The organism is Pseudomonas sp. 67(2021), from assembly GCF_017491835.1.
Classification (GTDB): domain Bacteria; phylum Pseudomonadota; class Gammaproteobacteria; order Pseudomonadales; family Pseudomonadaceae; genus Aquipseudomonas; species Aquipseudomonas atacamensis.
In genome coordinates this window covers 134,446-148,984 of record NZ_JAFGYL010000003.1, presented here as the reverse complement: position 1 = coordinate 148,984, position 14,539 = coordinate 134,446, and the positions used below count along the sequence as shown (strand labels likewise).

Below are 14,539 nucleotides of genomic sequence, written 5' to 3'. Positions count from 1 at the left end.
GTGCCAGGCCTGGTGCAGCGCTACAATCGCCGCCTTCACTTTTGCAGTAAAAGGACGACTTTCATGATCATTTCCACCACTCATTCCGTCGAGGGGCGGCAGATCACTGCCTATCTGGACATTGTCAGCGCCGAGTCTGTGCAGGGCGTCAACGTGATCCGCGATATGTTCGCCGGCATGCGCGACTTCTTTGGCGGGCGCTCGCAGACATTGGAGCGGGCTCTTAAAGAAGCACGCATTCAGGCCACCGACGAACTGAAGGATCGGGCGCGGGCATTGCAGGCTGACGCGGTGGTCGGCGTGGACTTCGAGATCAGCATGCCGGCAGGCAAGGGTGGCATAGTTGTCGTGTTTGTGACCGGAACGGCGGTGAAGCTGCGCTGATCATTGCGTTCAAGGCAAAGCCCACTCGCACAACGAATGGGTTTTTTTCCGCGTCAATCAGCCCTGAGGCTTGAGCAACACAGCGCCTCTTGAGTCATAGGTCAGCGGTGTATCGATGGCAACGAGGGGCGGTGTCCCGTCAGGCTGCGCCGATGGTGCGGGCTCGCTGGGATGGTAGACGACGCCCGGCTGCAGAAGCGGTTTGTCCGGGTATTTGATGGTGATTTCACCCGAGGCGATCTTTTCCTTGAGTTTTTCCGCACCGGCCTTGCCGGCAGCGATCTGCTCGTCCTTGAGTTTTACTACTGGCATGTTCGGGAATCCATTGATCTGCATGATCTCTCCTTGAGATTCATTGGTAGGAATAAGGGCAGCGGCCGTTCGATGGAAATCTTTAGCGAGTGATCGCTCGCGACGCTTTTTTCCATTCGTCGGTGATCAGCCTTTCTGAACAGCAAGTCCAGTAGTGACCGGCTAGTCTCAAAAGCGCTGAGGGACGATATTTTTCAGGCAAAACTGTTTTGCCGGTGTCGGCCCGGTTGCGTAGGGGAGAGTCTATGTCAGGTCCATTTATCGAAGATGATGGCGCTGAGTTTTCATTCAACAACTGTGTGCGCTGCGGTCAGTCGGAGTATCAGTCGGGGTTTGGCGAGGATCCGGTCAGCATCGGCAAAATCAAATCCACGGCCCCCAAAGGGCCGAAAGCGAAATTCCTGCCCAAGGTCACGACAAGGACCAGAAAGTGATTTCATCCCGTACCCCGTCACTGAACGGGGTTTTTTATGCGCGCAAGAATGAGGGGGCGGGCATTGACATTAATGTCGGTTTTTTTTCACAAACTTTTCACGTTGGCCAACGTAGTGTGAAGCCATCCGTTAGAAAGCAAGTCTCCAGCCCGTCTCCCCAGCGGGCTTTTTTTTGCCCGGCATAAAACCTTTTCCCTGATCGCGGTCCAATCGACGCTGTCGCCCGCGTCTGGACTTTCCTGCGCTGAGGGCATTAAATCCCGCTCCTTTTCGTCATCCCGTTTATTTGAGGTTTTCGTCATGCGTTTAACACTGCCTGCTCTGGTTCTTGGCCTTCTGGTTGCTCAAGGTGCGATGGCTGCCGGTGATGGCACTGCGGCGCTGGGCGGTGGCCTGGGTGGCGCGCTGGGTAACGTGGTCGGTCAGAAAATGGGCGGCAGCACCGGTGCCGCCATTGGCGCTGGCGTTGCGGGCGCAGCGGGCAGTGCCGTCGCCGCACGCAAGGGCAGCCGTACCAAAGCGGCGATCGGCGGCGGTGTCGGTGCAGCCGGTGGTTCGGTGATCGGCAACAGCTTGGGCGGCCGCAACGGCGCCACCATCGGTGCAGGTCTGGGCGGCGCGGCCGGCGGTGCCGTCGGCAGCAACCTGGGCAAAGGTCACAAGCGCCACTGAGACTGATGGCCTGTCAGAAGAAGCCCGACTCGATGTCGGGCTTTTTCATGGCTGAACGTTTCGTGCGAAATCATCTCCAATCTGCATACGCCCCGCTTGGGCGGACTGTCCCGATTCGGGAACTGCGAGGTTCATATGCGATTGTCATTATCTGCACTGTTTTTTGGCTTGGTCGTGGCGCAGGGCGCGATGGCGGCCGGAGACGGCACCGCTGCCGTAGGCGGTGGTCTCGGCGGTGCGCTGGGTAATGTGGTTGGCGGACAACTCGGCGGCAGCACGGGCGCAGCGGTCGGCGCTGGTGTTGGCGGCGCGGCGGGCAGTGCCGTCGGCGCGAACAAACGCAACCGCACCGAAGCCGCGATCGGCGGCGGTCTTGGCGCAGCAGGCGGCTCGGTCGTCGGCAACAGCCTCGGCGGCTCCACCGGCTCCGCCATCGGCGCGGGCCTGGGCGGCGCAGCAGGCGGCGCGGTAGGTAACAATCTTGGCGACGACGACGGCGGATCTCATTCCGGCGGCCACAAGCACAAGAACAAACACAAAAATAAACATCGCTGATTGATCAACGAAAACCCGGCCTGGCGCCGGGTTTTTCGTGTGTGGCCGTCAGGCAGAGGAACGATTGGCGATAGGGCTTTTCGAACGTCATATATCCCACACGAGCAAGAGGTGCGCCATGACTCCTGAAACCGAAGGCAAAGAAGAGAAGGGCCCGAGTGGATTGCCATTTATCAATGATCCGGGGAATGAAGATCCCGGGTCGCTGATGGATGATGCGACGGTGCCGTTGAATGATGCGGATGAGGCGGATATGGAGTATGAGGAGGATGGGGATGAGCAGTGATCTATTCTTAGATTGAATTCCAGGGCCTATAATTTTAGGCCCTTTAAGTATATTCGGAATTTCAGGAGTGTAATTTCACCTGGTGTTGTTCAGCAATGAGGATCACCTGTGAGGACATAAAGGCTGTCAGATGCCGACATTTTTTCAATCTTCTTTGACAAAATCAATTCGTCAAATTCTTTTTCGAGTATTTTCTTGTCGCAAAATTTTTTATAGGTAAGTGGTCTGTCCAACGCATAGATGTAGAGCCGCCATACATCAAACCCGTCAATTCTGCTGTTGAACCCATAGTCAAAATTCACTGATTCAGTAGCGAAGTGAACAATGCAGCCAACTCCATGGAGTTCATACTGAGTTTCGCTAGTTATGTCGCCACAACGTTGTATTTGGTTGCTGCGCCAAAGCCTGAGAATATTTCTCGTACCAAATTTTTTCTCGAGTAGCACTGTCGCATTCTCAACCTTGGCGAGAAAGTCGTTAATGAGATCTACAATGTCGTTGCGCTGTTTGTTCATCTTCTTCTGCGGTGCTCCAGTCTGTCATTGCCAACGTTATCGGCTGATTCTAGTACTTCCTCAATACTGTTTAAGGTGCCGTGATGGTCTCGTATGTTGGTTATCAGTTGTATTGTAACTTCTGTAGAAGTTTGTCGTGCGGCAGAAGCTCGATGATGGCCGTCCAGAATGTAAAGCGTGCCGTTGTGTTCAGCAACATCTATGGGGTGATCGCTATTAAATCCATTGCTTTGCATGTCATCTCTCATTAGCTCGACTAGTTTGGTGGAGGTTTTACCCATAAGCGCATGTGTTCGTTTCAGTGTTTTGGGGTCTACGCCCTGAGTTAAGCGTGGTAATTGGGGTTCCCCATCATCAACCTTAACCCCATCACTCGCCCCCGGAACCTCACACCCAGGCTTATTCGGCGGCGGGCAATTGGACGTCAACCCCAACGGATCCACCCACCCCGTCGGATTCGGCACGTACTGGTACTGATTCAACCCACCCGCGAGCTTCACCGGGTCCGGGGTCAGATACCGCCCTAACCTAGGGTCGTAATACCGATGGCGGTTGTAATGCAGCCCACTTTCAACATCGAAATACTGCCCCTGAAAACGCAGCGGTTGATCCAGATAATCCTCGCCAGCGAGGGTGACGGCGGCGACTTTGCCGTAGGCGTCGTATTGCGCGGACCAGACAATTTCGCCGCTGTAGTCGGTGAGTTCCTGTGGGGTGCCGAGGTGGTCGAGTTGGTAGTAGAAGGGGCAGGCCTTTTTCGGGCCTTTGCCGTCGAGCATCGCGAGTGGGCGGAAGGTGCCGGGTTCGTAGAGGAAGCTGCGGTATTGCGTGGCGCTGCTTTCGGCGACGAGGTGCTCGCCTTGCCAGAAGAATTCGGTGACGGCGCCGTCGACGGTTTTGCGGATACGGCGGCCGAAGGCGTCGTATTGATAAGTGGCGGTCTGGCCGTCAGGGCGGGTCAGGCCGATCAGGCGGTGCTGGCAGTCGTAGCGGTATTCGGTGACCAGGGTCTGGCCGTGGCCTCGGCGTTCGCGGATCAGGTTGCCGAAGGCGTCGTAGTCGTAATGGCGGTCGCCCTGCATCAGCAGGCGATTGCCTTTGATCTGCGCAGGGCCGGGGCGGTCCTGCATCAGCAGGTTGCCGGCCGGGTCGTGGGCGAAGGATTCGGGCAGTTCGTCGCGCGAGTGGCGTACGCGGATCAACCGGTCGAGGGCGTCGTAGCCATAGGTGCGCTGGCCGTGGCGGCTGTCGGCGATGTGCTCGAGATTGCCGTTGGCGCTGTAGGCATAATCGCGGCGGTACAGCGAGGCGTGGCGATGGCCTACAGCGTGGGCGAGCAAGCGGCCCTGATCGTCGTAGGAATATTCGCTGAGCAGCAGACCCTGCTGGCGTTGCTGTTCACGACCGCAGTGGTAGACGTGGCGCGTGAGCGGCGTGCCGTTGAGGTCGATGGCCGACAGCGCACCGCCCTTGGCGTAGTGATAGTCGAGCTTGCTGTTGTCCGGCAGGCGCAGGCGTTTGAGCTGGCCGCAGGCGTCATAGGCGTAGCGCAAGGTGCCCCAGCCCTGATGTTCGGTGATCAGCCGATCCTGACGGTCATACTCGAAGGCCAGCGGATGGTTCTGGTCGTCATCGACGGCAACCAAGCGCCCGAGGCGGTCGTAGTCGTAGCGGATCTTGGCGCCATCGGGCAGGTTCTTGACCCGCAACCTTCCAGCCGCGTCGCGCTGGTATTGGGTGACCAGCGATAAACCCTGCTCGCCGAATTCAGTCTTTTCCAGCAAATGACCATTGAGGTCGTAGACGTAAGCCGTACGCCGCCCATCAAACCCGGTTTCCTGTCGGATCAATCCGGTCGGCGTGTAATCCAGTCGGTACTTTTCGCCCGATTCGTTTTCAATCTCGGTCAGCAACAGCCGCGCATGGTCATAGCGGTACTGCACGCGGGTGCCGTCAGGATTGATCCGCCGCGAGACCAGGTGCAGGTCATCGTCATATTCATAGCGGGTGATGCGCCCGAGTTCATCGCGTTCGGCGGTGATCTGGCCGTAGGCGCCATAGCTGTAGGCGCGCGTGCTGCCCGTAGGAGAAGTCGTCAGGATCAGTCGGCCGGCCGCGTCCCACTCCTGACGGCTGACAACACCAAATTCGTCCTGGGTGGTAATCCGCCGGCCCAGCGCATCGTAGGAAAAGCGCCGCACGCCGCCATCGGGCAGGGTTTCTTCGATGAGCTGACCCAGCTCGTTCCACACCCAGCGATGGCGGCTGCTGTCCGGATAACGCAGCGACAGCAATTGCCCGCGCAAGTTGTAGTAGTAATGGGTGACCTGGCCGTCGGGATCGACCGCTTCGGTGACGGCGCCTTCGGCGTTGCGCCGGTAGATCCACACCGCATCACCACGGCAACGCTTGTAGAGAAAACCGTTGCGGTACTCGTAGGACGTTGGTGCATCGTCCGGCGGAATCAGCGCGATCAGCCGTCCAAGTTCGTCGTAGCGGTATTCGGTAACCGCGCCCAACGCATCCTGCTCGGCGATCAAGCGCCCCTGCTGGTCATAGGCCTTGAGCTGCTCGCCACCATCGGCCGCAACCTGGCGCACCAGCCGCGCGCGCTTGTCGTGGACGTAGACTTCTTCGGTGCCGTCGACGTAATGCACGGTCACGCTGGCGTCGTCATCGTTCCAGACGTAACGGGTGTTCATCTGCGAGAACGACGCCCAGTGCCGCACGCAGCGGGCGGCTTTGCCCTCGCGTTGCCACTCCCAGAAGAAGCTCGCGCCGCCGGTCAACTGGCGCTGGAGGATGACGTGGTGGTCGTCATAGTCGTAGCGCTCGCTGTCGCCGACCGCGTTGGTCGCGACCAGCAGGCGTTGCCGGGCATCGAAGCTGTAGGTGGCGAGGTTTTGCTCGGTGGTCCACTCGCCTTGGACGAACACCTGATAATCGACCGCCACCAGCTGCGCACGGTCATAGCGCAACAGCAGCGCGCGGCCGGCGCCGTTGTCCAGACGCTGAATGCGGTCGGAGCGATCGCGTTGCAGGGTCAGACGATTGCCGTAGACATCGCTGATTGCGGTCAGCCGGCCGGCGCGAAAGTGATAGAACCGCGCGCTGTCGCCGGCCAACGCCAGAATCAGTTCTTCCGGCTCATCACCGAGAAAGATCGCCGCCCGCGACAGGCTGTTGTGAATCGCCGGGCGCGCGACGTTGGGCAGGGGAAAACGAGTGCGGCGGTTTTCGTGATCAATCCAGATCACGCCATCGCCGTCGAAGGACAGCCGATGGGCCAGCGTGTGGCTCCAGCCGAACCCTAGGCCGATGTCGATCTCGACCGCGCTGCTGCGGTACAAACGGGTGAACTCGAAGGGCAACACGCCGTCGAGCACCGCGTCGGTCAGGGTCAGCAGTTCTTCGCCGGTGACCATCGACACCGGGCAGCCATTGGTACAAGTTTTGGGCACGCAATCGGCGGCGTCGCCGTTGGGGTTCTTTGCTTGGTCGGGCGCGTCGTCGTGTGGCTCATGGCGCTCAAGGCGGGCCATGTTTTGAGATTTGTCCCGCGCGAGTGGCGCCGGATTCGGCACGCTGAGCACCACCGCGTCGGCCTGACGAATGTTCAGCGGAATCGATGGAGTCGGCTTCAGCTCCACCTCGCGCGCATGAAACATTAGCGGCTTCAGCGCGCTCGCGTGCTGCTTGAGTTCCGGCGTCGAAGTCAGCTCAGCCAGACGCAAGGCTGAGGCGGCCAGCCACTCTCGCGCCCGTGGCGACTTGATCTTCGCCAGGACCTTGCTGCTCAAACGCAGCGATACGCCGGCACCGCCCGCCACGCGCATCAACAGGAAACTGATGAGCAACTCGGTGCGAACTTCGGCTACCACCTCGGCGAGGTATTGCGGCGGCAGCATCTTCAGCCAACTGGTGAACGCGGCCAGATGAATGAACAGCAACGGCTCGTCGCTGAGCATCAACAAAGCGTTGGCAATCGCCTCGCTGGAAGCCGCCAGCAGCGCCTCAAGTTCGACTTCGCTCAGGTATTCCAGGAGCTTCGCGCTGTGCTCCTGCAGATCGGCAAGTAGGGCGAACAGTTGTTGAATGTCATCCCAGACGCCATTCAAAGCTTTTTCCAGACCGCGCCAATCGGCCCGTTGCAACTGCCCGTAACGATCAAGGAAACCGGCGCTGGAAAACTCCGTCCATTGCGGTTGGAAGCCTGTCCATTCGCTGCGCAGCCAGCCTTCAAGACCGGCAATCACGCCTTCATATGAGGCATACAGGGCGCGGACATGGTCGGTAGAAACATCGGGAAAGAAGGTGACGCGATAGCGCTGGCCGCGCATGCAATCGGTCACCTCGAGAATCCCGCTCGGGCCGATGGTGTAGCGCAGTGGTTCGCCGCAGGTCAGCACACCGTCGACGTCGCTGAGCAGAGGTTCGAGGGTCACCGGGGTGTCGCCGATCGGCACGAAGCGCGCGGTTTCGAACGAATGCACCAGGGTCAGCGGCCCGTTGGCCGGGCACATGACTACCGATGAGCTGATGGGGGCGCGCGAGGTGATCGGCGCGCTCAGTTGTACGTCATTGCCAACCTTGAACACCTGCTCGATGTCCAGCGCGGTCCCGGTCCAGAACTGCTCGGCCCAGGCGTCGTAGTTGTTCAGGCACAGGCGGAACTCGTCGATCAGCGCTTCGAAATCTGGCTGCTTCGGATTCAGGGCGGCCACCACCAGCAGTCCGATGCTGTTGTTCAGGGCCAGGAGCCGATCGGGTTGAAACATTCGCAGTCGCTCGCGCATGTGAAAAAAACGGGAGCGCGGACTTTGCGGGGGATCAAAAAGGAAAGAAGTCGGGGAAGTAGGCAGTGTCTGTAGGAGTTTTCGCTAAATGCGAAAAGGCGTCGATGGCATTGCCCGTTGCTCAATGTCCATCGGCCTCGCTATGCTGCTGAACCCATTAATCAGATCCGCGTTGCGGCACGTTGCCTGTCGCCCGGGATGTCTTTGTTAACGGATCCGATGATGAATGCACCGCTGACGACGTTCGGCCCGATCAAGGCCGTGATTTTCGATATGGACGGTTTGCTGCTCGATACCGAGGGCATTTACACCGAGGTCACCTCGCTGATTGCCGGGCGCTACGGGAAAACCTTCGACTGGAGCGTCAAACAAAACATCATTGGTCGCGGTGCCAATGACCTGGCCAATTACGTGGTGCAGGCGCTGGAACTACCGATCACTCCGGAAGAATTCCTGCAGATCCGCGAGCCGCTGATGCGCGAGCGTTTTCCCAAGGCGCAGGCGATGCCGGGGGCCGAAGCGCTGGTGCGTCACCTCAAGGCGCACAACATCCCGATCGCAGTCGGCACCAGTTCGTCGCGCCAGTCGTTCGGGCAGAAAACCACCTTGCACCGTGAGTGGTTTGCGCTGTTCGATTTCATCGTCACGGCGGACGATCCGGAAGTCGGCGCGGCCAAACCGGCGCCGGATATCTTTCTCACCGCTGCCCGGCGTTTGGGCGTTGCGCCCAAGGATTGTCTGGTGTTCGAGGATTCGCCGTTTGGCGTCACCGCAGCGAAAGCGGCAGGCATGACCGCGATCGCCATCCCCGACGCAGCGATGGCCGATGAGAAATATGCCCACGCTGACGGCATTATTCGCTCGCTGAAAGACTTCAGGCCCAGCGCCTTTGGCCTGCCGACGCTGGAACTGGCTTGACCGTTCACACGAAAACGCCGCCCTTCCTATAAAGAAGGGCGGCGTTTTTTCTTGCCGGTCTGTCAGGCGCCGAAACCACCGTCGATGGTCAAGCTGGCACCGGTGATGTAACCGGCTTCCGGCCCGGCCAGATAGGCGACGAAGCTGGCGATTTCATCGGCGGTGCCGTACCGACCGACGGCCATCAGCGGGATCAGGCTGTCGGCGAATTCGCCATGGGCCGGGTTCATGTCGGTGTCGACCGGGCCAGGTTGCACGTTGTTGATGGTGATACCGCGTGGGCCGAGGTCGCGGGCCAGGCCTTTAGTCAGGCCGACCAGTGCCGATTTGCTCATCGCGTACACGCCGCCACCGCCGAAGGGCATGCGGTCGGCGTTGGTGCTGCCGATGTTGATGATCCGCGAGCCTTCGCCCATGTGTTTCGCTGCTTCCTGCGAAGCAATGAACACGCTGCGCACGTTGATGGCCAAAGTCTGATCGAAGTCTTCCAGTTTGAAATCTTCCAGCGGCGCGATGGCCAGTACGCCGGCGTTGTTGACCAGAATGTCCAGGCGGCCAAACGCTTCGACGGTGGCGCTGACGGCGTGGCGAATCGCGCCGGCATCGGCGCTGTCAGCCTTGATCGCCAAGGCTTTGCCGCCGTTGCCGGTGATGCTGTTCTGCAGTTCTTTGGCTTTGGCGGCGGAGCTGACGTAAGTGAAAGCGACGGCGGCGCCTTCAGCGGCCAGGCGTTTGACGATGGCTGCGCCGATGCCGCGCGAACCGCCTTGAATCAGAGCAACTTTGCCGCTGAGGTGTTGAGTGGTCATGTTCGATCTCCAAGTGTTCAAGGCGGAATGCCTTGGTGTTGGTGCCGAGTATCGGCGTGGCATCGACAACCGGGTAGACCATGATTGCTATAGTCTGTGTAAACCAGAAGTTTACAGTGGCGATCATGGAAACATTCAGCAGTATCGAATGCTTTGTGCGCAGCGCCGAAGTTGGCAGCTTTGCCGAAGCCGCGCGACGTTTGAGCCTGACCCCGGCGGCGGTCGGCAAGAGCGTGGCGAAACTGGAGGCGCGGCTTGGCGTGCGGCTGTTCCAGCGCAGTACACGCAGCCTGACCCTGACCGAAGCGGGGCAGCTGTTTTTGAGTGAAGTCAGCGCCAGCCTGACCACCATCCAGAATGCCGTGGCCAATCTGGCCAGTGCTGGCGGGCAACCGGCCGGCACGCTGAAAGTCAGCATGGGTACGGTGTTCGGCCGTCTGTATATCGTGCCGCTGCTCGGTGAGTTTCTGCGGCGCTATCCGGCGATCAACCCGGACTGGCATTTCGATAACCGTCAGGTCGACCTGATCGGGCAGGGCTTCGACGCGGCGATTGGTGGCGGCTTTGAACTGCCACAAGGCGTGGTTGCGCGCAAGCTGACGCCGGCACATCGGGTGTTGGTGGCATCGGAGGACTATCTGCAAAAACATGCGCCGATCAGCCATCCCGATGACCTCAAGCAACACGACGGCATTCTGATTCGCTCACCGCAGACCGGGCGCGTGCGCTCCTGGCAACTGACTCACCGCGATCAGCAACACAGTCCGCTGACATTGCGGACGCGGATGACCATGAGTGATTCCGAGGCTGCCTGTGCAACCGCGATGCAAGGTCTAGGGATCGCATTGGTGAGCATGCCGTTTGCGGAGCCGTATCTTCAGGCGGGGACACTGCAGCGGGTGCTGCCGGACTGGTTTGTCGATGACGGCAACATTTCGATCTATTACGCCGAGCACAAATTGTTGCCGGGCAAGACCCGGGCGTTTGTGGATTTCGTGATTGAGCAGTTTGTTGAGCAGGGGTTGGGGCGGCGGTTTAGTGCTATTTGAGTAGGGCTTGGGACCGAGTCGTTTTCATTCGCGAGCAGGCTCGCTCCCACAGGGGACGCATTCCAAATGTAGGAGTGAGCCTGCTCGCGATGAACGATAACTCGGTCTATCGAGCAAAGCGCTGCGCCCAGCCAACAATATTCTTCGGCCGTGGCGTCGCATAAGTCCGCACCTTCGACGTCGACAACTTCAAACGCACCAGCGATTCGGCAATCATCACCGCCGCTGTCACGCCATCCACCACCGGCACGCCGGTGCGCCGACGGATCTGTTCATCCAGCCCGGCCATGCCGCCGCAGCCCAGGCAAATCACCTCGGCCTTGTCCTGGGTCACCGCCAGTTCGGCCTGCTGCACAATCGCTTCCAGTGCGCGCTGCGGTTCGTGTTCCAGCTCCAGAACCGCCAGACCACTGGCGCGCACCGAGGCACAGCGATCCCACAGGCCGGACAATTTCAGCCGATCCTCGATCAGCGGCACGGTGCGATCCAGCGTGGTCACCACCGAGTAGACATGGCCGAGAAACATCGCGGTGCTGGCCGCCGCATCGGTGATGTCCACCACCGGCACGTTGAGCAATTCCTGCAAGCCTTCGCGGCCATGTTCGCCGTAGCCGGCCTGAATCACGGCGTCGAAGGGTTGGTCGTAGGCCATCACCCGGTCCATGACGGCGATGGCGGCCAGGTAACTTTCGAAATTGCCTTCAATCGATTCGGCGCCGAAGTACGGGGTCAGGCCGACGATTTCGGTACCGGGCGAAGCGACGGCCTGCGCCGAGCGGGCGATGGCCTCGGTGATGGATTCGGTGGTGTTGACGTTGACCACGAGAATACGCATGGAAAATCCTTATTGCGGGCAGTGGTGCGGCCCGAAAACCGGGCCGCGAAGGGATCAGTGGCTGACGTTATCCACAGCGATGCATTCGCCGCTGACTTCGGCGTAATGCCTCTGGCGTTTGGCGATGATCAGGTAAAGCATGCCGGCGATACCGGCACCGATCAGCCAGGAGAACGGCGAAACACTGTGGAAGCCGGGTACCAGGGCCAGGACGATGGCGATCAGCGCTGCAGGAATAAACGCCGCCACCGCGCGGAAATTGATGCCACGGCTGTAGTAATAAGCGCCGTTGGGGTCTTCGCTGTAGAGCTGCGGCACGTTGATCCGGCCTTTGCGGATCAGCCAGTAGTCGACCATGATCACCCCGTACAGCGGGCCGAGCAGGGCGCCGAGGCCCGACAGGAAATACACGATCACCAGCGGGCTGTTGTAGAGGTTCCACGGCAGGATCAGTACAGCGATGGTCGCGCTGATCAACCCGGCGCGGCGGAAGGTCAGGTACTTCGGCGCCAGGTTGCTGAGGACGAACGCCGGGGCGACGAAGTTGGCCATGATGTTCACGGCGACGGTGACGATCAGAAAAGCCAGGCAGCCGAGCACCAGAAAGAATGTGTTGGGGATCGAGGCGATGATTTCGGTCGGGCTTTCGATGATCCGCCCGTTGATCTGGAACTGCGCGCCACACAGCAGCACAGTAATCGCAGCGAACACCAGAATGTTCACCGGCAAGCCCCAGAAATTTCCCACCTTGATGGTTTTGCGGCACGGCGAAGAACGGGCGAAATCGCAGAAGTTGAGGATCAGCGTGCCGTAGATCGCCAGCCACAACGCGCCGCCGGCGAATATGTTGCGCCACATCTCGCCACCGGTCAGCGGCTCGCGGATCGACCAGGCAATGGTCGCGTTGGCCTGGAAGTACATCCACCCGGCGAGGGCAGCAACGGTCAGCAGAATCACCGGCCCGGCAAACGCCTCGTAACGGCGCACCATCTCCATGCCGTAGGCAAGGATCGCCAGTTGCACCAGCCAGATGGCAACGAAGCACACCCAGCCAAGAGTCGACAGGCCGAGAATCGAGTTGTGATCGTATTCGGCAAAGCCCGGATGCACGGCGGTCAGCAGGACGCGGAATACCACCGAGGCGAGGTACGTCTGAATACCGAACCAGGCGATGGCGATAACCGCCCTGATCAATGCAGGAATTTGCGCACCGTGAATGCCGAAACTGATCCGGCTGATCACCGGAAACGGCACCCCGGTTTTCTGCCCCATGTATCCAGACAGGTTCATGAAGAAGTACACCAGCGCCGCGCCGATCCCCAGCGACAGCAGAATCTGCCAGCCGCCCAGGCCCAACGCATACAGGCCGATGGCGAACGAGTAGTTGGCGATGTTGTGCACGTCGTTCGTCCACAGGGCGAAGATGCTGTACTGGCCCCAACGCCGGCCTTCGGCTTTGGTCGGCGCCAGATCGCTGTTGTGCAGACGCGGGCTCAGTTGCAGCGGCTCGCTCAGTCCGTCATCGGGCAACGGTTGATCGAGCGTGGAGGAGGGCAGATTCAGCGCGATGTTATTCGAAAGACTTGTACGCATTCCGGCAGGCTCCTGACGTTCGCCACCGCGATGACTGTGCATGAGCGCTCAGGCTCGACAAATCTTCGTCGCAGCGGTGAAAACATCACTGGTTACGGGGCATCTGCAGCCTGTACGGGATAGGGCGCTTCAGGCTTGCGGATCGAAAGTGTGCATGTTTTGCAGTTTTGTATACAAAACATGTATGCGATAAAGCCAGATTTGTGCCAGTTGCCAATCTATAAGCGGCAGGGCTCATTTCGAATAGTTATCAATGCGGCATAAGTGGCTGAAAAACAGGCGATATAAATTGATTGATTGGACAGGAATTTTTTTCAGGGGAGGGAGTTTGCAGAGGGGCAAGCAGATGGGGATTCTGCTGGGGAGTGTAACTTTTCAGGGCGTCAGAACTGAAAGTGCACACATAAATGGCACCGATGGTGACAACCTTGTGTACACCTTTTGTGTGCCTGGCACCTATCAATGTGAAAGCGAGCCTGCTCGCGAATGCGGTGGATCAGGCAACTGCAACGTTGACTGGAACTGCGCTTTCGCGAGCAGGCTCGCTCCCACAGGTCTTTCTATAAATGGGGGATCAAACCTTGCTCTTGCTGATGATATTCCCCGCGTGCAAGCCGCATTCTTTCTGCGTGGCTTCTTCCCACCACCAGCGGCCTTCGCGCTCGTGCTGGTTCGGCAGCACCGGGCGGGTGCAGGGTTCGCAGCCGATGCTGATGAAACCGCGCTCGTGCAAGCTGTTATAGGGCAGTTCGAGCATGCGGATGTAACCCCAGATCTCCTCGCTGGTCATCTGCGCCAGCGGGTTGAACTTGTACAGGGTGCGTTCCGGTGTCGAGAAAGCTGTGTCGATTTCCAGCACCGCCACAGCGCTGCGGGTGCCCGGGCTCTGGTCGCGGCGCTGGCCGGTGGCCCAGGCTTTGACGTCGGACAGCTTGCGCCGCAGCGGTTCGATCTTGCGGATGCCGCAGCATTCGCCGTGGCCGTCCTTGTAGAAACTGAACAGGCCTTTTTCCTTCACGAACGGTTCGAGTTTCGTGTAGTCCGGCGAGACGATTTCGATGTCGATCTGGTAATGCTCGCGCACCTGCTCGATGAAGCGGTAGGTCTCCGGATGCAGGCGGCCGGTGTCGAGGCTGAACACTTTGACGTTCTTGTTCAGCTTCCACGCCATGTCCACCAGCACCACGTCCTCGGCGCCGCTGAAAGATATCCACAAGTCATCGCCGAACTCGGCGAAGGCGAGCTTGAGGATGTCCTGGGCGGATTTGTTGGCATAGGTCGTGGCGAGTTCCACGACGTCGAACGATGGGCTCATCAGGGCGGCTTCCTACAGGTCAATGGCGCTCGGGCGCTCTATAGGGGGCCGATGGTAACAAAAAGC

14 protein-coding genes are annotated in these 14,539 nt (G+C 59.5%); 7 read left to right on the top strand and 7 right to left on the bottom strand.

Annotation, left to right across the window (positions count from 1 at the left end):
• Window positions 1-63 precede the first annotated feature (63 nt).
• Window positions 64-384, top strand: coding sequence for a YbjQ family protein (locus tag J5M66_RS06230; protein WP_207807409.1), 321 nt, complete (start codon window positions 64-66; stop codon window positions 382-384).
• Window positions 385-441: 57 nt separating this feature from the next.
• On the opposite strand, the gene J5M66_RS06225 is transcribed toward J5M66_RS06230, so the two are convergent.
• On the bottom strand, window positions 442-720 hold the full coding sequence (locus J5M66_RS06225; RefSeq protein ID WP_207807408.1) for a hypothetical protein: 279 nt from the start codon (window positions 718-720) through the stop codon (window positions 442-444).
• A gap of 221 nt (window positions 721-941) precedes the next feature.
• Here J5M66_RS06225 and J5M66_RS06220 point away from each other — a divergent pair, with 221 nt between their 5' ends.
• The 4 genes from J5M66_RS06220 to J5M66_RS06205 all read left to right on the top strand — a co-directional run bounded on the left by J5M66_RS06220 (window position 942) and on the right by J5M66_RS06205 (window position 2,643).
• Window positions 942-1,130 carry a hypothetical protein gene (locus J5M66_RS06220; RefSeq protein WP_122698972.1) on the top strand — a complete coding sequence of 63 codons (189 nt, stop codon included), beginning with the start codon at window positions 942-944 and terminating at the stop codon, window positions 1,128-1,130.
• A gap of 300 nt (window positions 1,131-1,430) precedes the next feature.
• Window positions 1,431-1,802 carry a hypothetical protein gene (locus J5M66_RS06215; RefSeq protein WP_016773803.1) on the top strand — a complete coding sequence of 124 codons (372 nt, stop codon included), beginning with the start codon at window positions 1,431-1,433 and terminating at the stop codon, window positions 1,800-1,802.
• Window positions 1,803-1,937: 135 nt separating this feature from the next.
• Window positions 1,938-2,357: a YMGG-like glycine zipper-containing protein gene (locus J5M66_RS06210; RefSeq protein WP_024012287.1), complete on the top strand. Its 420-nt coding sequence runs from the start codon at window positions 1,938-1,940 to the stop codon at window positions 2,355-2,357.
• A gap of 118 nt (window positions 2,358-2,475) precedes the next feature.
• Complete coding sequence (locus J5M66_RS06205; protein ID WP_016773805.1) at window positions 2,476-2,643, top strand: hypothetical protein; 168 nt, start codon at window positions 2,476-2,478, stop codon at window positions 2,641-2,643.
• 89 nt (window positions 2,644-2,732) lie between these two features.
• Here J5M66_RS06205 and J5M66_RS06200 read toward each other — a convergent pair whose 3' ends face one another.
• Together J5M66_RS06200 and J5M66_RS06195 are read right to left on the bottom strand one after the other, a co-directional pair.
• A complete protein-coding gene (locus J5M66_RS06200; protein ID WP_207807407.1) occupies window positions 2,733-3,158 on the bottom strand; it encodes a hypothetical protein in 426 nt (141 codons plus the stop codon).
• The gene (locus tag J5M66_RS06195) at window positions 3,155-7,936 is read right to left on the bottom strand and encodes an RHS repeat-associated core domain-containing protein (RefSeq protein WP_207807406.1); all 4,782 of its coding nucleotides are present in this window, start codon (window positions 7,934-7,936) and stop codon (window positions 3,155-3,157) included. Before J5M66_RS06195 ends, J5M66_RS06200 begins: the two co-directional genes overlap by 4 nt.
• Window positions 7,937-8,176: 240 nt before the next feature.
• Here J5M66_RS06195 and J5M66_RS06190 point away from each other — a divergent pair, with 240 nt between their 5' ends.
• Window positions 8,177-8,872, top strand: a complete 696-nt coding sequence (locus tag J5M66_RS06190) for an HAD-IA family hydrolase (RefSeq protein ID WP_207807405.1) — start codon at window positions 8,177-8,179, stop codon at window positions 8,870-8,872.
• Window positions 8,873-8,934: 62 nt separating this feature from the next.
• Here the strand turns inward: J5M66_RS06190 and J5M66_RS06185 are convergent, their stop codons facing one another.
• Window positions 8,935-9,681 carry a 3-oxoacyl-ACP reductase family protein gene (locus J5M66_RS06185; protein WP_207807404.1) on the bottom strand — a complete coding sequence of 249 codons (747 nt, stop codon included), beginning with the start codon at window positions 9,679-9,681 and terminating at the stop codon, window positions 8,935-8,937.
• A gap of 125 nt (window positions 9,682-9,806) precedes the next feature.
• On the opposite strand from J5M66_RS06185, the gene J5M66_RS06180 reads away from it, so the two are divergent.
• Window positions 9,807-10,730: a LysR family transcriptional regulator gene (locus J5M66_RS06180; RefSeq protein ID WP_207807403.1), complete on the top strand. Its 924-nt coding sequence runs from the start codon at window positions 9,807-9,809 to the stop codon at window positions 10,728-10,730.
• A 106-nt stretch (window positions 10,731-10,836) separates the two neighbouring features.
• On the opposite strand, the gene J5M66_RS06175 is transcribed toward J5M66_RS06180, so the two are convergent.
• From J5M66_RS06175 to J5M66_RS06165, 3 genes are all read right to left on the bottom strand, one after another.
• Window positions 10,837-11,565: an aspartate/glutamate racemase family protein gene (locus J5M66_RS06175; protein ID WP_207807402.1), complete on the bottom strand. Its 729-nt coding sequence runs from the start codon at window positions 11,563-11,565 to the stop codon at window positions 10,837-10,839.
• A gap of 54 nt (window positions 11,566-11,619) precedes the next feature.
• Window positions 11,620-13,158 (bottom strand): NCS1 family nucleobase:cation symporter-1, encoded by a 1,539-nt coding sequence (locus tag J5M66_RS06170; RefSeq protein ID WP_207807401.1) that lies wholly within the window; start codon window positions 13,156-13,158, stop codon window positions 11,620-11,622.
• A gap of 574 nt (window positions 13,159-13,732) precedes the next feature.
• Window positions 13,733-14,473 carry a phosphoadenylyl-sulfate reductase gene (locus J5M66_RS06165; protein ID WP_122611940.1) on the bottom strand — a complete coding sequence of 247 codons (741 nt, stop codon included), beginning with the start codon at window positions 14,471-14,473 and terminating at the stop codon, window positions 13,733-13,735.
• Window positions 14,474-14,539: the final 66 nt, after the last annotated feature.